Origin of the sequence: Companilactobacillus suantsaicola (genome assembly GCF_004745525.1) — a bacterium.
GTDB classification, from domain to species: Bacteria; Bacillota; Bacilli; order Lactobacillales; family Lactobacillaceae; genus Companilactobacillus; species Companilactobacillus suantsaicola.
On the sequence record NZ_RKLY01000001.1, the window covers coordinates 57,594 to 75,005 of the forward strand.

At 36.4% G+C, this 17,412-nt stretch carries 16 protein-coding genes; 15 read left to right on the forward strand and 1 reads right to left on the reverse strand.

Annotated elements, in window-relative coordinates; genetic code table 11:
• The first annotated feature begins 39 nt into the window (after positions 1–39).
• The 9 genes from typA to holA all read left to right on the forward strand — a co-directional run bounded on the left by typA (position 40) and on the right by holA (position 9,449).
• Positions 40–1,899: a translational GTPase TypA gene (gene typA / locus EGT49_RS00290; protein ID WP_135370960.1), complete on the forward strand. Its 1,860-nt coding sequence runs from the start codon at positions 40–42 to the stop codon at positions 1,897–1,899.
• 123 nt (positions 1,900–2,022) lie between these two features.
• Positions 2,023–3,201, forward strand: a complete 1,179-nt coding sequence (locus tag EGT49_RS00295) for an FtsW/RodA/SpoVE family cell cycle protein (protein WP_135370961.1) — start codon at positions 2,023–2,025, stop codon at positions 3,199–3,201.
• Between the two features lie 4 nt (positions 3,202–3,205).
• The gene (locus tag EGT49_RS00300) at positions 3,206–3,475 is read left to right on the forward strand and encodes a DUF2129 domain-containing protein (protein ID WP_135370962.1); all 270 of its coding nucleotides are present in this window, start codon (positions 3,206–3,208) and stop codon (positions 3,473–3,475) included.
• A complete protein-coding gene (gene rsmD, locus EGT49_RS00305) occupies positions 3,472–4,026 on the forward strand; it encodes a 16S rRNA (guanine(966)-N(2))-methyltransferase RsmD (RefSeq protein WP_135370963.1) in 555 nt (184 codons plus the stop codon). Before EGT49_RS00300 ends, rsmD begins: the two co-directional genes overlap by 4 nt.
• A gap of 1 nt (position 4,027) precedes the next feature.
• Complete coding sequence (gene coaD, locus EGT49_RS00310; RefSeq protein ID WP_135370964.1) at positions 4,028–4,519, forward strand: pantetheine-phosphate adenylyltransferase; 492 nt, start codon at positions 4,028–4,030, stop codon at positions 4,517–4,519.
• 4 nt (positions 4,520–4,523) lie between these two features.
• A complete protein-coding gene (locus EGT49_RS00315) occupies positions 4,524–5,570 on the forward strand; it encodes a SepM family pheromone-processing serine protease (RefSeq protein WP_135370965.1) in 1,047 nt (348 codons plus the stop codon).
• 49 nt (positions 5,571–5,619) lie between these two features.
• The gene (locus EGT49_RS00320) at positions 5,620–6,213 is read left to right on the forward strand and encodes a helix-hairpin-helix domain-containing protein (protein ID WP_135370966.1); all 594 of its coding nucleotides are present in this window, start codon (positions 5,620–5,622) and stop codon (positions 6,211–6,213) included.
• 1 nt (position 6,214) lies between these two features.
• Positions 6,215–8,449 carry a DNA internalization-related competence protein ComEC/Rec2 gene (locus EGT49_RS00325; RefSeq protein ID WP_135370967.1) on the forward strand — a complete coding sequence of 745 codons (2,235 nt, stop codon included), beginning with the start codon at positions 6,215–6,217 and terminating at the stop codon, positions 8,447–8,449.
• Positions 8,427–9,449 carry a DNA polymerase III subunit delta gene (gene holA / locus EGT49_RS00330; protein WP_246013763.1) on the forward strand — a complete coding sequence of 341 codons (1,023 nt, stop codon included), beginning with the start codon at positions 8,427–8,429 and terminating at the stop codon, positions 9,447–9,449. The genes EGT49_RS00325 and holA overlap by 23 nt, the downstream gene beginning before the upstream one ends.
• A 68-nt stretch (positions 9,450–9,517) precedes the next feature.
• Here the strand turns inward: holA and rpsT are convergent, their stop codons facing one another.
• Complete coding sequence (gene rpsT, locus EGT49_RS00335) at positions 9,518–9,766, reverse strand: 30S ribosomal protein S20 (protein WP_135370969.1); 249 nt, start codon at positions 9,764–9,766, stop codon at positions 9,518–9,520.
• 214 nt (positions 9,767–9,980) lie between these two features.
• Here rpsT and rpsO point away from each other — a divergent pair, with 214 nt between their 5' ends.
• The 6 genes from rpsO to clpX all read left to right on the forward strand — a co-directional run bounded on the left by rpsO (position 9,981) and on the right by clpX (position 17,376).
• Positions 9,981–10,250: a 30S ribosomal protein S15 gene (gene rpsO / locus EGT49_RS00340; protein ID WP_135370970.1), complete on the forward strand. Its 270-nt coding sequence runs from the start codon at positions 9,981–9,983 to the stop codon at positions 10,248–10,250.
• Between the two features lie 173 nt (positions 10,251–10,423).
• Positions 10,424–12,121, forward strand: coding sequence for a ribonuclease J (locus EGT49_RS00345; protein WP_135370971.1), 1,698 nt, complete (start codon positions 10,424–10,426; stop codon positions 12,119–12,121).
• Positions 12,122–12,152: 31 nt separating this feature from the next.
• On the forward strand, positions 12,153–13,100 hold the full coding sequence (locus EGT49_RS00350; protein ID WP_135370972.1) for a tetratricopeptide repeat protein: 948 nt from the start codon (positions 12,153–12,155) through the stop codon (positions 13,098–13,100).
• 205 nt (positions 13,101–13,305) lie between these two features.
• Positions 13,306–14,496 carry an elongation factor Tu gene (gene tuf, locus EGT49_RS00355; RefSeq protein WP_135370973.1) on the forward strand — a complete coding sequence of 397 codons (1,191 nt, stop codon included), beginning with the start codon at positions 13,306–13,308 and terminating at the stop codon, positions 14,494–14,496.
• 209 nt (positions 14,497–14,705) lie between these two features.
• Positions 14,706–15,992, forward strand: a complete 1,287-nt coding sequence (gene tig / locus EGT49_RS00360) for a trigger factor (protein WP_135370974.1) — start codon at positions 14,706–14,708, stop codon at positions 15,990–15,992.
• A 136-nt stretch (positions 15,993–16,128) separates the two neighbouring features.
• A complete protein-coding gene (gene clpX / locus EGT49_RS00365; protein ID WP_135370975.1) occupies positions 16,129–17,376 on the forward strand; it encodes an ATP-dependent Clp protease ATP-binding subunit ClpX in 1,248 nt (415 codons plus the stop codon).
• Positions 17,377–17,412 lie beyond the last annotated feature (36 nt).

A 17,412-nucleotide genomic window follows, 5' to 3' on the forward strand; every position in this document is an offset into this window, starting at 1 on the left:
TCACAGTTTTTTTATTGCAAGTAATTTAAACATGTATTTATGGAAGGAAGAACTAATTTGACTAAGAGAAGAGAAGATATTAGAAACATTGCTATCATTGCTCACGTTGACCACGGTAAAACTACATTAGTTAACGAAATGCTAAAACAATCAGATACGCTAGGAAAGCACTATGAGATCCAAGATCGTGCGCTTGATTCGAATGCTATTGAAAGAGAACGTGGTATCACAATCCTTTCTAAAAATACAGCTGTTGATTACAAGGGCAAGAAAATTAATATTTTGGATACACCAGGACACGCGGACTTCGGTGGTGAAGTTGAACGTATCATGAAGATGGTTGATGGTGTATTGTTGGTCGTTGATGCTTACGAAGGTACAATGCCTCAAACACGTTTTGTTTTGAAAAAAGCTTTGGAACAACACTTGACACCAATCGTTGTTATTAACAAGATTGATAGACCAGGTGCTCGTCCTGCTGAAGTTGTTGACGAAGTTCTTGAATTGTTCATCGAATTAGGTGCTGACGATTCACAACTAGACTTCCCAGTTATTTATGCTTCAGCTATCAACGGTACATCAAGTTACTCAGATGACCCTGCTGATCAAAAACATACTATGGATCCATTGTTCGACACAATTCTAAAGACTATTCCTGCACCAATCGATAATTCAGATGAACCATTGCAATTCCAAGTTGCTTTGCTTGATTATAATGATTACGTTGGTCGTATTGGTATCGGTCGTATCTTTAGAGGTAAGATCAAGGTTGGTGACAGTGTTACTGTTATGAAGCTTGATGGTTCAACTAAGAACTTCCGTGTAACTAAGTTGTTTGGTTTCATGGGCTTGAATCGTGTTGAAATCAATGAAGCTAAAGCCGGAGACTTGATTGCTGTTTCTGGTATGGAAGATATTTTCGTTGGTGAAACTGTTACACCAGTTGATCATCAAGAAGCACTTCCATTATTGCGTATCGATGAACCAACATTGAAGATGATGTTCTTGCAAAATAACTCACCATTCGCTGGTCGTGAAGGTACAGAAGTTACTGCTAGAAAGATCGAAGATCGTTTGAAGAAACAACTTCATACTGATGTTTCACTTAAAGTTGAAGATACTGACCAGGCTGGTGCTTGGATGGTTTCAGGACGTGGTGAACTTCACTTGTCAATCCTTGTTGAAGAAATGCGTCGTGAAGGCTTTGAATTACAACTTTCACGTCCAGAAGTTATTTACAAGGACGTTGATGGCAAGAAGTGTGAACCATATGAGGAAGTTACAATCGATACTCCTGATGAGTACGTTGGTTCAGTTATTGACTCAATGGCACAAAGAAAAGGCGATATGAAGAACATGGAGAGTACAGGTAACGGTCAAACAAGACTTATCTTCTCCGCTCCTTCACGTGGTTTGATCGGTTATGCTACAGAATTCTTATCAATGACTGGTGGTTATGGTATCTTTAACCACACATTCTCAGAATACAAGCCAGTTGTTAAGAACTGGAACCCAGGTAGAAGAACTGGTGCTTTGGTTTCAATCAACCAAGGTCAATCAACAACTTACTCACTACAATCTGTTGAAGATCGTGGTACATTGTTCATTGGTGCCGGTGTTGAAGTATACGAAGGTATGATCGTTGGTGAAAGTAGTCGTGATCAAGATATCGCTGTTACTGTTACTAAGGGTAAGAACCTTACAAATACTCGTGCTGCTGGTAAGGATCATGCTGCTGCTATCAAGACACCTAAGGATATGTCACTTGAACAATCAATCGAATTCCTAAACGAAGACGAACTTTGTGAAGTAACACCTAAGAGTGTCAGATTACGTAAGAAGATCTTGAACACAAACGAACGTAAGAAGTTTGATAAACAAAAGAAAAATACTAAGTAATAATTACTTTGAGTCAGGGGCTTGCCTCTGACTTTTTTTTTATGCCTAAAGTGCAATTGACACAAGTTTTTTCTGAGATTATTTGGTGGTATAATCTTATTATTAGATTTTAGGAGTTAAATTGTGAAAAAATTAAGAAAAATTGACTTATGGATTGTTATTCCATATATCCTGTTGTTAGGTATCGGAATCGTTATGGTTTATTCAGCCAGTTTTTACAATGCGTTGATGGTTGGAGCAAGTACAACGACTTATTTATTCAAACAATCTTTATTTGCCGTTGTAGGTTTAATCAGCTGCTTTTTTGTCTTTATTTTAAAAGCCAAAGTCTTCCGAAGTCGCCGTTTAGTTAAATGGTTATTGAGTCTTACACTTTTAGCTCTTATTTTTGTGTTAATACTGGGAGTAATCAAGCCTAGTACTAGAATCAATGGTGCGGCAGCGTGGATTCCCTTGGGATTTTTCAGTTTGCAACCACTGGAAATTGCTAAAGTAGTTTTGATTTTGTATTTATCAATGGTTTTGACTAACAAACAGGAACGAATTTTGGCCCATCAAGGACTAAGAGAAGTTGTTTCAGAAGTTCTGCCACCAATGTTGGTTGTTATCGCAATTGTCTTTCTGTTGATTTGTCAGCCTGATTATGGTGGGGCAATGGTAATCGTCTTGATTACCTTGATTCTTTTGGCGTCATCAACCATTCCGGGCAAATACATTCTTAGATTGAGCATTTCCCTAGTTGTGGGACTGGCATTAATGATTGGTGCCATCTTCATGGTTAATCCAACTTTCATTACGAAACGTTATCAATATCAACGAGTACTAGCAATGTTACATCCATTCCAGATGGAAAAGACGGCTGGTGCGCAATTGGTTAATTCATTTTACGCTATCAGTAATGGTGGTATCTTCGGGGTTGGTTTAGGAAACGGGATTCAAAAGAGAGGGTATTTACCAGAACCGCACACCGACTTTATTATTGCGGTTATCAGTGAGGAACTTGGTTTAGTAGGTGTAATTGTTGTTTTAGGTTTATTGGCAATCATTGTGATTCGAATTATCCAAATTGGCATTAGAGCTAAGAAAAATTATGATTCATTAGTTTGTTACGGAGTCGCAACTATGTTTATGACACAGATAATTTTAAATGTCGGCGGATCCATTGGGTTGGTACCACTGACTGGTGTTACTTTGCCATTTTTAAGTTATGGTGGTTCAAGTATGCTAATTTTATCTATCGCTTTAGGAATTGTTTTAAATCTCGACGCAACTAGAAAGTTTGAAAATATGAAAAAAAGGTGATTTTATGTTTAAAAAAGTAGAACGTCAAGCGCTCTACGTCTGGATGTACTCACTCAAATGGCGTAAAAAGTTACAGCGTTATGGCACAATCTACTATACTTCTCCTAAAATGAAGTATGTAATGATGTACGTGAACTCTAATCGAGTAGCGGAAGTTAGAAAAGAACTTAATTCAAAAAATTATGTTAAGCGAGTTTCTCTGGCACATCGCAAAGAGCTCGATGAACACTTTGTTTTAAAATCTTCTGAAAGTAAACGCGAGGAAAAAGAATGAAAGTAGTATCAGGCAAATTTCGCGGACTGAATTTAAAAGCAGTTCCCACCAATAATACGAGACCTACATCTGCAAAGGTTAAAGAGGCTGTCTTTAGTATGCTGACACCTTATATGGTTGACTCAGGAGTGGCTTTAGATTTGTTCGCGGGAACAGGTAGCTTAGGAATCGAAGCTGTCTCACGTGGCTTTGAACGTGCTTATTTAGTTGATAAAGCTTATAAGGCAATTAATACGATCAAGGAAAATGTTGAAAAGACCCGCGCAAAAGATCAATTTGTGGTTACGAAAGCTTCCGCGGTCGATGCATTAAAGAAATTCCAAAGTGATGGAGTTAAGTTTGATTTAGTCTTTTTGGATCCTCCTTATCGAATGAAGATCACAGAACAAATCATCAAAGATTTAGTCGAAAACGAACTCTTGAATCCAGGAGCAGTGATTGTTGACGAAACGGATTATGAAATTGATTTAAGTGACTTTGAAAGAATTGAGTTATTGAAAGAGAAAAGTTATAAAGATACTCGTGTGGCACTTTATCAGTACGGAGGTTAACATGTCAGAGAAAATTGGACTGTATGCTGGTAGTTTTGATCCAATCACCAATGGACATTTAGACATCATCAGACGAGCTGCAAAATTATTTGATAAATTATACGTTGCGCCTATGACGAATACTTCCAAGCATTATCTTTTTTCATATCAAGAGAAAAAGGCTTTAATAGAAGATGAAATCAAAGATTTGCCAAATGTTTTTGTGGTAGATGGCAAGTCGGAGCTTTCGACCAATTTAGCTGAGCAATTGGGTGCTAAATTTTTAGTTCGATCGATGCGAAATCCGGATGATTTTGGTTATGAATCGGGAGTGGCTTCGATCAATAAGGTATTGGATAAAAATATTGAAACGATATTTCTCCTCGCAAATGATAAGTATGCTACGATATCATCATCAATGATGAAGGAAGTAGCTAAATTTGGTGGAGATATTTCCGAATTCGTGCCTCAAAGTGTTGCTCTTGAATTGATAAATAAATTGCGGAAGGAATAGAATTTTGAGATTTAACAAAACTAGAAACAAAATCTTTGGTGCTATATTTATTTTTATTGTTGTCGTGGCATTCTTTTTTACACCAACTGGTTATTATCTAGAGGTACCAGGTAGTGCTGAAGATACTTCTCAATTTGTTAAAGTGGATGGTAAGCACGATACAAAGAAAGGTAGCTTATTATTGACTACTGTAGGAATCGTTACCGGAACACCTTTTACGATGTTAAAGTCCTTAGGTAATGATTTTGAGACGGTGTATTCCCAAGAAGAATTGATGGGAAATGAAAGTAATCAGGAGTACATGCAGGTTCAACAGTATTACATGAAGTCAGCAACTAACAACGCAATTCAAGCGGCTTATTCAAAGGCTAAAAAGCCGTTTACGAAGAAGTACTTGGGCGTTTATATTATGGACATCACTGATAATTCTGATTTTAAGAATAAATTAGCTGTGGGTGACACGATCACTGCCATTAATGATTTCAAATTTAAAAATGCTGATCAGTTTATCAATTATGTTAAGAAATTAAATAAGCATTCGACTGTTCGAATTGATTTCACGCGTGATGGTAAAAAGAAAACTGCTAGTGGTAAATTAGTCAAGTTGGCTGGAACTAAACGTCACGGTTTGGGAATCACTTTAACTGATAATACTGAGGCAAAAGGTACGCCAGCAACTAATATTAACGCTGGTGATATCGGTGGTCCTTCAGCTGGCCTGATGTTTACGCTACAAGTTTACTCACAGATCACTAATCAAAATCTAAAAGCAGGTCGAACGATTGCTGGAACGGGAACTATTGCTCCTGATGGCACCGTTGGTCCAATCGGTGGAATCGAAAAGAAGGTTTACGCTGCCTCAGCAATGGGAGCAACTGTCTTCTTTGCCCCAGATGATCCGGTTACGAAATTGATTAAAAAGTATGAACCAGGTTATGTAAATAACTATAATCTAGCTAAGCGAGCTGCTAAGAAGATTCACACCAAAATGAAGATCGTACCAGTCAAGAATCTCGACGATGCGATTAATTACTTAGAAAAGACAAAATAGTCCGATTCGGGCTATTTTTTTTGCGTAATTTTATTTGAGGTGATTGAAGATGGGAAAAATTTATCAATTATTCCAAAAAAATAAAGTTATCGTTTTGGGTATTTTAGTAGGATTAGTTTTTGTAGGTTATTTGGTTATAAATAAACGGCCAACTAATAATGAACCGGTTAAAACCCAAGTTTTAGCTGATAAGAAATCAGCTTCAAAGGAAGAAATAAAATCGGCTGAAAAAACTATTGTTGTAGACGTTCAAGGAGCGGTTAACAAGCCCGGAGTTTATCACTTAAAAGAGCGAACGATTGTTTTAGATGCTTTGCAAATGGCAGGAGGAACAAAGAATGACGCTGATTTAAAGCAAATTAACCAAGCTAAACGTTTAAAAGATCAGATGCAGATCTATGTACCTAATAAAACCGAAAAACGGTCAACTGGTTCTGGATCGGCTGAAAAAGAAGCGGTTAATATTAATACCGCCACGGTTGATGACTTTAAAAAAGTCACTGGAGTAGGTCCTAAAAAAGCCGAAAAGATTATTGCATTTCGTGAACAGCACGGTGATTTCAAGGATTTAAATGATTTGAAGAAAGTTTCCGGTTTTGGGGAGAAGACGATTGAAAAACTAAAAGATCAATTGACGGTTTAATATGAAAGGCAAATTAGTTTTTTTAACGCTATTTATTGCAACTCTGTTAGGATTCTTGACTGGTTCGAAAGTGATGTTAATTTTCTTGATTGTTTTAATAGTTAGAATACTTCTATTGAAAAATTGGTCGCTAGTTATTTGGTTATTGCTTTTGACATTTGTTTTTTCACTTCGATTGCAAATGTTTCAAAGGCCAGCTAAGCCAACAGAAGTTACACAAGCAGTCATTTTTTCAGATCAGTTTTCGGTTAATGGTGACAGCCTCAGCGGACAAATGCGTTTAAAGAAACAAGTAGTTCGCTTTAATTACCGATTAAAGAATCAAACTGAACAAAAAAGTTGGCAGAGTATGTCGGGAATGTACGCGGCAAAACTTAAAATTGAAGAGATAAAAGAATTCGATGGTCCAAGAAATCCAGCTGAATTTAATTTTAGTAAGTATTTAGCCAATAAGGGGATCTTTTACCAAGTTCGAGTCAGTGAATTTCAAGCAATTGAAAAAGTCGAAGCTACTACGTTAATTGATAAAATAAATGTTTTACGAACACAAATTATTCAAAAATTAACACGGCTGCCAAAGTGGCTGCGGATTCATGCTCAAAGTTTGATTGTTGGTTATACGCAGTCGTCCGACAAAGATTTTCTAAAAATCCTTAGTTCATTGGGAATAATTCATCTTTTTAGTTTATCGGGACTGCACGTGCTGATTATTTTGACGATTGTAACTAAATTGACCTCGTTATTGAAGATTCCCCGTGAGTGGGTGGAGACAGCAATGTTAATGATCTTGCCATGCTACGGGATGTTGGTTGGTTCGAAAAGTGGGATTTGGCGGGCAATCGTCTTAGTAATGGTTGGAATAATTGTGAGAAAATCAAAAATAGCTATCAGTCGGTTAGACCTTTTCAGTATTACGATGCTGATTTGCCTGTTTATTTATCCTTTTGCCATCATTGAAATGGGTGGTCAGTTGAGTTTTTTACTAGCTTTTGCAATTCTTTACTTATACAAAGAAAGTAATTTTTTTGAAGCGACTTTAAAAATGAATTTAGTCAGTTTACCGATTATTTGTTATTACACTTTCCAAGTAAACTGGTTAACGCTGTTAGTTAATTTGATCTTTATTCCAATTTTTTCTTATGTGATCTTACCAATTACCTTATTGTCAGCCTTCACAACCCGCTGGTCATTTTGGCAATTCATTAATGAAATTTTTGAAAAAATGTATTCTTTATTGGATTATTTTGCTAGCAATCCGAATTTCATGCTTATTACAGGTCAAATATCTAGTTGGTTTGTCATTATTTTGCTGACCATTAGTTTATTCTTGGTGGAGAGTAAAACAATCTTTAACAAGTATTTATGTCAGTACGTCATATTACTGTTAGTCTGTGTGGGCTTAAATAAGTTTCCGGTATTTGGTTCCGTGAATCTGATTGATGTCGGTCAGGGAGACAGTATTTTGATAATGACGCCTTTTTTAAGAAAGACTTATTTGATCGATACGGGCGGTAAGCTGCAGTTCAATTCAAAGCTTTGGGCCCAGCACGAGTCACTCAATCAGGTTGAGACCAGCACCATTCCATATTTGAGGTCTAAAGGAATTAGTCGAATTGATCGGTTGTTTTTATCGCATAAAGATCAAGATCATATTGGTAATTTGGAAACCTTGTTAGCTAAATTTCCGGTCAGTGAGGTTAATTTTGGCATTGGTCTCGAACAAAACAAGCGGATTCAAAACTTGATTAAAAAATATCCGCAGATTAAATTTGTTGCCAGAAAGCAAGGAGAGGTAATAAAAGATGCGATAGATTTTCAAGTCTTGTGGCCTAAGCAGAAGGGTTTAGGTGAGAATAAAGATTCTTTGACGCTTTTGACTAAAATTAAAGATAAGAATTGGCTGTTTACTGGTGATTTAGATGTGGCTTCTGAAAAAAAGATTTTGAAAGATTATCAGTTTAAAGTGGATTATTTAAAGTTAGGCCATCATGGATCAAAAACTTCAACTAGCGATGAATTATTGGCAGCTACAAAACCAAAATTAGGTTTTATTTCCGCAGGAGTCAATAATCGTTATGGGCATCCCAACAAAGAAACTTTAGAACGTTTAGAAAAGCATCAGGTCAAATATTTAAATACGGTTGAATATGGTATGATATTTTGGTATTATAATTTCTTCGATGACAAAGAAGAAATAACAACTTTTTTAAAGGGTGACTTGTTTGAGGATAATTGAATTAAAGAAAAATTTAAAACAGGGTAATTTGGATAATGTATACTTGGTGACTGGTCAGGAACAAGTATTTATTGAAGATATTCAAAAATCCTTTAAAGAAATTATGACACCAGAAGAAAGAGATATGAATTTTTCCAATTTTGATTTGGAAGAGGTTTCGTTAGCAGATGTCATTAATGAAGCTATTTCAGCACCATTTTTTGGTGAAAGAAGATTGGTTTTTGCCCAGAATCCGTATTTTTTAACTGCTGAAAGAGTTAAAAATGCTGTCGATCAAAATACTGACCTTTTATTGAAGTATATTCAAAATCCAACTCCATCGACCATCATGGTGATTTTTGCGACTTATGAGAAATTAGATGCTCGAAAAAAGCTTGTTAAACAACTAAAAAAGTCGGCGACGCCAATTGATGCTGGACAAATGGAAGGTCCACAATTGAATCGAGCTATTAAACAGAGTTTACAAAAGGATGGTTTTCAAATTGAACCCCAGGCTTTGGATCTGTTAGTCAACAAAACTAAATCAAATTATTCACTGATTGTTAATCAACTAGAGAAATTGAAGCTATATGCTCTGCAAACTAAGATGATCGATCAAAAAGCTGTTTCTGAATTAGTACCGCAGTCGTTGGAAGATAACGTTTTTGATTTGATGAATCAAATTTTACAAAAGAATGTTTATCAAGCAGAAGAATTGTATCGACAGTTTTTATTGCAAAAGATTGATCCAATTTTGTTAATTGCAATTTTGACTTCTCAAGTACGATTATTGATTCAAGTCAAAGTTTTAACAGAGAAGGGTTTGACTGAAGCCACGATTTCAAAAAACTTACGATTGCATCCGTATCGAGTAAAACTGTCACACCGACAAGCAAGATCTTTAAAATTGCAACAGTTGACGCAGATGTATCAAGATTTAGTGAACCTAGATTATCAGGTTAAGTCTGGTCAAGGGGATAAGGAACTGCTATTTGACCTCTTTATTGCCAAATTTGCATAGAAAAAAGGAGCCCAGTTAAACTGAGCTCCTTTTTAGCAAATAAAAAAGCAACCGTAAGGTTACTTAAATTAGTTTAATTTTGCAAGTCTTGACTTATCGCGAGCAGCTTTGTTAGCTTTGATTAGACCTTTTGCTTTAGCCATATCAATTGCACGAACTGCTGTTCTGAACATATCGTCCTTGTTGTCAGCATTGTTAGCTGCTGAAGTTTCAAAGTTCTTGATAGCTGAACGCATTGCGCTCTTTTGTGAATTGTTGCGAAGAGTAGCTTTGTTAGCTGTCTTTACACGTTTCATAGCTGATTTAATTTGTGGCATCAATTTCACCTCCGATTACCTAGTAAGCTTAAAACTCAATACATAGAATTATACATAAATAGCATTATCAATGCAATAAATTGTCGTTTTTTTTTCAGTATTGCAAAAATGTCCAAAATGTAGTAAATTAATTAAATGTGTTAACCATGCTCTGTTTGACGAATCACCAACGCAGACATAGTTTGGCTAAATATATAAGGAAAAGGTGAATGAAATGGCTATTTCAAAAGAAAAGAAAAACGAAATTATCAAGCAATATGCTCGTAAAGATGGAGACACAGGTTCTCCAGAAGTACAAATTGCTGTATTAACATATGATATTAATTCTCTAAACGATCACTTGAAAGTTAACAAGAAAGACCACCACTCATACGTTGGTCTATTGAAGAAGATTGGTCACCGTCGTAATCTTTTGGCTTACTTACGTAACAAAGATGTTCAACGTTACCGTGAATTGATCAAGTCACTTGGTCTACGTCGTTAATATCGACTAAAGAAGTTTCCAGCAATGGAGCTTCTTTTTTTTTGCTTAATTTTTAATAATCCGCTTTCGTATGGTAGAATAGCAGACAGGTATAGCTTAAATAGTCTTAAAAGACTTCAAAATCACAATAGAATATTATGATCTATGCTATTTTAATGAAATGAGAGATGAAAATGAGCAAAAAAATTAAAATAATTTTGTTAAGTGGCGTACGTGAAAACGGAAAGAATATGTACGCGGTAGAAGTAAATGATGAGATCTTTATCCTCGATATTGGCCTACAATATCCCGATAATGACTTGTACGGAATCGACGTTGTGGTTCCAGATATGACTTATATTAAGAAGAATATCGACAAAGTTGTTGGTATTTTCCTATCTCATGGACACGCTGATGCAATTGGAGCTTTGCCATATTTGATCAGTAACTATGATATTCCGGTCTTTGGTTCAGAGATGACAATTGAATTAGCCAAAATCGTTTGTTCAAATGATAATCGTAGTCGAAAATTCAATGATTTTCATGTAATTGATGAAACAACAGCAATCGATTTTGAACAAGCTTCAGTTTCTTTCTTTAAGACAACACATTCAATTCCTGGTTCTTTAGGAATTGTTATCAAAACTGATGAAGGACAAATCGTTTATACCGGCGATTTCAAGTTTGATCAGGCAGCTGTTCCAGTTTATAAAACTGACTATGGTCGAATCGCTAAAATTGGCAGTGAAAGAGTTCTTGCTTTATTGAGTGATTCAGCTAATGCCGAGTCTCCTTATGAAAATTCTAGTGAACGTGATATCTATGAATATATTTTAGATACCTTTAGTTATCACAATGGTCGCATTATCGTGGCTCAAGTTGCTTCAAATATTCAAAGAATGCAACAAATACTTGATGCTGCAGATAAGACAGGTCGCCACGTCTTTTTGTCCGGAACTGACGCTGAAAAAATCGTCAAGACGGCAATGAAATTAGGTTATTTAAAGATCAAGAATAAAGAGTTGCTCCTAAAGCCTAAAGATTTGAAGAGTTGTGACAAGAATAAATTAGTTGTCGTTGAAACTGGTAAGATGGGTGAACCAGTCAAGGTCTTACGGAAAATGGCAAATCCAGCTGCTAAGACAAAGTTCCAAATTGAAGAAGGCGATTTAGTCTTTATTGCAACCACGCCATCACACGCTATGGATACAACGGTTGCTAAGGCTCGTGATGCCATTTATCGTACTGGGGCAGAAGTTAAAGCTCTTAGTGACGATAAGCATTCTTCAGGTCATGCGAATAAGTCTGATTTGCAATTAATGATCAACTTGTTGAATCCAGAAAATGTTATTCCAATTCAAGGTGAATATCGTCTTTTGGACGCACATGCTAGAATTGCCCACGAAACTGGTATTCCATATCAAAACATTTTTCTAACTAAGAAGGGTGACGTCCTTAATTATGAAAATGGCCAATTTTATTTAGCCAAAGGTGTTGATGCTGGAGATACGATGATCGATGGTAAAGGTGTCGGTGATATCGGTAGCATTGTCTTGCGTGACCGTGAATTATTGGCTGAAGACGGCGTTTTCATTGCGGTAGCTACAATTGATCGTAAGAAGAAAAAAGTCGTTGCTAAGCCTAAAATAACGGCTCGTGGCTTTGTTTATATGCGTGCTAGTCGTGACTTGTTAAGCGAAAGTTCTGATATCATTGTCAAAACGATCGTTGACTACATGCAAAATAGCAAAGATTTCGATTGGTCTGATTTGAAACAAGGTGTTCGTGACAAGTTGAATCACTTCTTGTATGAACAAACAAATCGTCACCCGGTAATTCTTCCTGTCATTATGGAAGTTAACCAAAACAGACATCGTAAAGCTAAAAAATAAGTAACTAGTTCAAATATTGTTGAGGTATTGTATGAACGATTCAGATAATCTAAAAAGAATTATTGATGAAGCAGATGAGGCTTTTGAGCAAGGCAGTTGGTCTGAAGCGGTAGATTTATATACTCAAGCATATGCAATGCAGCAGTCATTCTCAATTAATAAGGGGTTGGCTGCTTCTTTGTTGAACCAACAAAGGCCAGGAGATGCCGAGGCAGTAATTTTAGATTATTTCAATTATTACCTCAGTGAAGTTGAAACGGCTAAGCTGGCTGTGGACATTATTTTAGAAAATAATGATTTTTTGTTGGCCAACCAAATGCTTAATTTTTATCAAGTTGAGGAATTGCCACATATCAAACCGGAATTTATTGATGAAGTGACTAAACGGATTGAAATTGCTCAGGATCGACACGAACGTTCTTTTAAACCTGAAAAAGAGAAATTAGAAAAACGAGTTTACTCGATCGTAACTGATGCGACACCAGATCAAATTCAATTGCTACGTAGTCTACGACAATTTACGAGGGATGATTATGTAAAAATCGCCAAGGTTTTATTAGTTAATCCGTTGCTACATCCACTTTTGAAGAGTGAAGTTTTGGAAAATTTATTGAAGCTCGGACTTGATGAAGAGCTCGATATAAATTTTTATGGTAAAAATAAAACTTGCAATCCAAGCAAGTTAATGCCTATTATGACAACTGATGTCTATTTGAAAATGTGCGACGAATTAGAAAAATTGCTATCGGATGATGACGAAGTACAGCTAGATAATTTCAAAGGAGAACTTTCTCTTTACGCTGCTTTTGTTTATCCGTTTGGTCATGAAATAATAAAAGAGCCGAGACTCTGGACAAATGCCATGCTTTTACGGTATGGTTTAGTGGATGAATCACAGATAAGTGATAATCAGGGGTTGGAAAACGTAAAAGAATGGTTAAAAAGGTTCGATGAACTAATAAATGCCTTTCAAGAGTGAAATATTTGAACTTTTTTCGGTTTGAGTATTTACAATTTCGTTTACTCCCCGTATAATCCAAAGAGTATATTTTTAGTCGGTGATTTGCGTTGAATTGATTTGCTTTCACCTCTGAAAGTAGTATAATTTTTCAGTAAAGAGTCGTCTAAAGAACATTTTCTTTGGATCAATCTTATGAAATGAAATTTTAGGAGGATTCTTTGTAATGGCAGAAAAAGAACATTATGAGAGAACAAAGCCCCATGTAAATATTGGGACAATTGGTCACGTTGACCACGGTAAGACTACTTTAACAGCAGCAATCACAAAGATCTTGGCTGACAAAGGTTTAGCTAAGGCTGAAGATTACGCTGATATCGATAAGGCCCCAGAAGAAAAGGAACGTGGGATTACTATCAACACAGCTCACGTTGAATACGAAACTGAAAAGCGTCACTATGCACATATCGATGCTCCAGGACACGCTGATTACGTTAAGAATATGATCACTGGTGCTGCACAAATGGATGGTGCCATCCTTGTTGTTGCTGCTACTGATGGTCCTATGCCACAAACTCGTGAACACATCTTGCTTGCTCGCCAAGTTGGTGTTGAATACATCGTTGTCTTCTTGAACAAGACTGACCTTGTTGATGACCCAGAACTAGTTGACCTAGTTGAGATGGAAGTTCGTGAACTTCTATCAGAATACGATTTCCCAGGGGATGACATTCCTGTAGTACGTGGTTCAGCTTTGAAGGCTCTTGAAGGAGACCCTGAAGAAGTTAAACATGTTGAAGAACTTCTTGATGTTGTTGATGAATACATCCCAACACCAGAACGTGATAATACAAAACCATTCATGATGCCTGTTGAAGATGTCTTCACTATCACTGGTCGTGGTACTGTTGCATCTGGTCGTATCGATCGTGGTGAAGTTAAGATCGGTGACGAAGTTGAAATTGTTGGTTTGAAGCCAGAAGTTGAAAAATCAACTGTTACTGGTCTAGAAATGTTCCGTAAGACATTGGATCTTGGTGAAGCTGGAGATAACGTTGGTATTTTACTACGTGGTATTAACCGTGACCAAGTTGAACGTGGACAAGTTCTTGCTAAACCAGGTTCAATCCAAACTCACAACAAGTTCAAGGGTGAAGTTTATATCATGAGTAAAGAAGAAGGTGGACGTCATACTCCATTCTTCTCAAACTACCGTCCACAATTCTACTTCCATACAACTGATGTTACTGGTGTTATTGAACTACCAGATGGTGTAGAAATGGTTATGCCTGGTGACCAAGTTACTTTCGAAGTTGACTTGATTGCTCCAGTTGCTATTGAAAATGGTACAAGATTTACTGTTCGTGAAGGTGGCCGTACTGTTGGTGCCGGAGTTGTTACAGAAATCTTAGACTAATTTCTAAGTGGTAATGATTAATAAAAAGAGTTGGTTAATCCAGCTCTTTTTTTTATGGCTGAAATGTTTAAAAATGCTGTAAAGTGTCATATAATATACAAATGATGTCTTAAAAACAGCTATTAATCACGTCGAATGTTTACAATATCACCATTTTAAGGTAATATTACAAAGTATGAGATTGTTGAAATACCGGAGGGATAATATAAATGTCTGCTAAGGCTAAATTTACAAAAAAAGAAAATAATACTGGTGAATTAAAATTTGAAATTGACCAAGATACAATTAAAAAAGGTTTAGATACTGCTTTTAATCGTGTTAAAAAGAGTTTGAACGTTCCTGGATTCAGAAAGGGAAGAGTTCCTCGTCAAATCTTCAACCGTATGTATGGTGAAGAAGCATTGTACGAAGATGCATTGAACGCTGTTTTACCAAATGCATATCAAGCTGCTGTTGACGAAACAAAAGTAGAACCTGTTGACCAACCACAAATCAGTGTTGAATCAATGGAAAAAGATCAACCTTGGGCAATCACAGCTACAATTACTGTTAAACCAGATGTAGAACTTGGTGATTACAAGGGTATCGAAGTTAAGAAGCAAAAGCGTAATGTTATGAAAGCTGACGTTGAAGAACGTCTAGAAAGCTTACGTAAACAACAAGCTGAATTGGTTCTTAAAGATGGTAAAGCTGAAAACGGCGATACTGTTATTATCGACTATGTAGGTTCAGTTGATGGTAAGGAATTCGATGGTGGTAGTGCTCAAAACTACTCACTAGAACTTGGTTCAGGTTCATTTATTCCTGGCTTCGAAGACGAATTAGTTGGTCATGCTGCTGGTGAAGATGTTGACGTTAACGTTACATTCCCAGAAGATTACCAAGCAAAAGAATTAGCTGGCAAGAAGGCTATCTTCAAGACAAAGATTCACGAAGTTAAGTCAAAAGAACTTCCAGAATTAGATGATGATTTTGCTAAGGATGTTGACGAAAACGTTGATACTCTTGAAGAATTGAAGACAAAACTTCATGACGAAATCAGAGATCAAAAGAAAGAAACTGCTGAAGAAAATATTCAAGAAGAAGCAATTTCTGGTGCAGTTAAGAATGCTAAGATCGATTCAATTCCACAAGCTATGATCGACACAGAAGTTGATAACCAATTGAACCAATACTTAGCAAACTTACGTCGTCAAGGTATTGATCCTAAGTTGTACTATCAAATGACAGGTACAGACGAAGCTAGTTTGAGAAAGCAATTTGCTAAGGATGCTGAAGAACGTGTTAAGACTGACTTAGTTATCGAAGCAATTGTTGCTAAAGAAAACATCAAACCTACTGAAGACGAAATCAAAGAAGAAGTTAAGTCACTTGCTGACGAATACAAGATGGAAGAATCAGCTGTTAGAAACGCACTTAGCGATGACATGTTAGCTCATGATATCGGTGCTAAGAAAGCTATCGAATTAATCGTTGATTCAGCTGTTGAAAAGTAGTAATTATTTGAATTAAAATATAGGAAGCCGCAAGGCTTCCTTTTTTTTAAAAGGTGGCTTCAAACTAATTACTTTACTAGCGTGTATTACAATGCTAGACTTTCAAAGTAATTGGAACTATTGAAGGAGAATAACTATGTTTGATAGTACAGAAAATACTGGCACGATTAGCTGTTCATTCTGTGGTAAAACACAAGATCAAGTAAAGAAAATTGTTGCTGGACCAGGTGTGTACATTTGTAACGAATGTATTGACTTGTGTAAAGAGATCATTGATGAAGAATTGAGTGATTCAACACCAATGGATCTAGATAACATTCCTACACCCGTAGAAATTAAAAATATTCTTGACGAATATGTGATTGGTCAAACTGATGCGAAGAGGGCGTTGTCAGTTGCCGTATACAATCACTATAAGAGAATTAACAAAATGGAACATCTTAAAGATGGTGAAACTGAATTACAAAAGAGTAATATTGCTTTGATTGGACCTACTGGTTCAGGTAAGACCTTCTTGGCTCAAACTTTAGCTCGTATTTTGAAAGTACCATTCGCCATTGCCGATGCTACAACTTTGACCGAAGCAGGTTACGTTGGTGAAGATGTCGAAAATATTCTTTTAAAACTTTTGCAAAATGCTGACTTCGATGTCGACAAGGCCGAACACGGTATTGTTTATATCGATGAAATTGATAAGATTGCTAAGAAGAGTGAGAATGTTTCTATTACTCGTGATGTTTCTGGTGAAGGTGTCCAACAAGCTCTCTTGAAGATTCTTGAAGGAACGATTGCTAGTGTGCCACCACAAGGTGGAAGAAAGCATCCTCAACAAGAATTGATTCAAATCGACACAACCAATATCCTCTTTATTGTTGGTGGTGCCTTTGATGGAATCGAAACAATTGTTAAAAACCGTTTAGGTGATAAGACAATTGGTTTTGGTGCTGAACAAAAGGCTAATGTGGCTGAAGAGAAGAGTTTGATGCAACAAATCATCCCTGAAGACTTGATGAAGTTTGGAATCATTCCTGAATTCATTGGTCGTATTCCAATCGTTACAGCCCTTGAAAAGCTTACAGAGAGTGATTTGGTCGAAATTCTAACAAAACCAAAGAACGCTTTGATCAAGCAATATAAGGAACTAATGAGTCTTGATGGTGTTAACTTGATCTTTACCGATGGTGCTCTAAAAGAGATTGCGAAAATGTCGATCGAAAGAAATACTGGAGCCCGTGGTTTGAGATCAATCGTTGAAGAAACTATGCTTGATACAATGTTTGAAGTCCCAGGACGTGATGACGTTGAAAGTGTCAAAGTAACCAAAGATGCTGTTAGAAAAATTAAAGAACCAGAATTGATTCTTAAAAATGGAGAAGTTGCCTAGTGGGCAGCTTTTTTTGTTTATGGTAGAATTACTCTA

Excerpts from the sequence above, each read along its gene's own strand:
- rpsT (WP_135370969.1), bottom strand. The coding sequence starts at position 9,766 with ATGCCACAAATTAAATCAGCTATGAAACGTGTAAAGACAGCTAACAAA.
- EGT49_RS00325 (WP_135370967.1), top strand. The coding sequence starts at position 6,215 with ATGAAAGGCAAATTAGTTTTTTTAACGCTATTTATTGCAACTCTGTTA.
- EGT49_RS00350 (WP_135370972.1), top strand. The coding sequence starts at position 12,153 with ATGAACGATTCAGATAATCTAAAAAGAATTATTGATGAAGCAGATGAG.
- EGT49_RS00345 (WP_135370971.1), top strand. The coding sequence starts at position 10,424 with ATGAGCAAAAAAATTAAAATAATTTTGTTAAGTGGCGTACGTGAAAAC.
- EGT49_RS00320 (WP_135370966.1), top strand. The coding sequence starts at position 5,620 with ATGGGAAAAATTTATCAATTATTCCAAAAAAATAAAGTTATCGTTTTG.
- typA (WP_135370960.1), top strand. The coding sequence starts at position 40 with ATGGAAGGAAGAACTAATTTGACTAAGAGAAGAGAAGATATTAGAAAC.
- EGT49_RS00300 (WP_135370962.1), top strand. The coding sequence starts at position 3,206 with ATGTTTAAAAAAGTAGAACGTCAAGCGCTCTACGTCTGGATGTACTCA.
- tig (WP_135370974.1), top strand. The coding sequence starts at position 14,706 with ATGTCTGCTAAGGCTAAATTTACAAAAAAAGAAAATAATACTGGTGAA.
- rpsO (WP_135370970.1), top strand. The coding sequence starts at position 9,981 with ATGGCTATTTCAAAAGAAAAGAAAAACGAAATTATCAAGCAATATGCT.
- rsmD (WP_135370963.1), top strand. The coding sequence starts at position 3,472 with ATGAAAGTAGTATCAGGCAAATTTCGCGGACTGAATTTAAAAGCAGTT.
- coaD (WP_135370964.1), top strand. The coding sequence starts at position 4,028 with ATGTCAGAGAAAATTGGACTGTATGCTGGTAGTTTTGATCCAATCACC.
- tuf (WP_135370973.1), top strand. The coding sequence starts at position 13,306 with ATGGCAGAAAAAGAACATTATGAGAGAACAAAGCCCCATGTAAATATT.
- clpX (WP_135370975.1), top strand. The coding sequence starts at position 16,129 with ATGTTTGATAGTACAGAAAATACTGGCACGATTAGCTGTTCATTCTGT.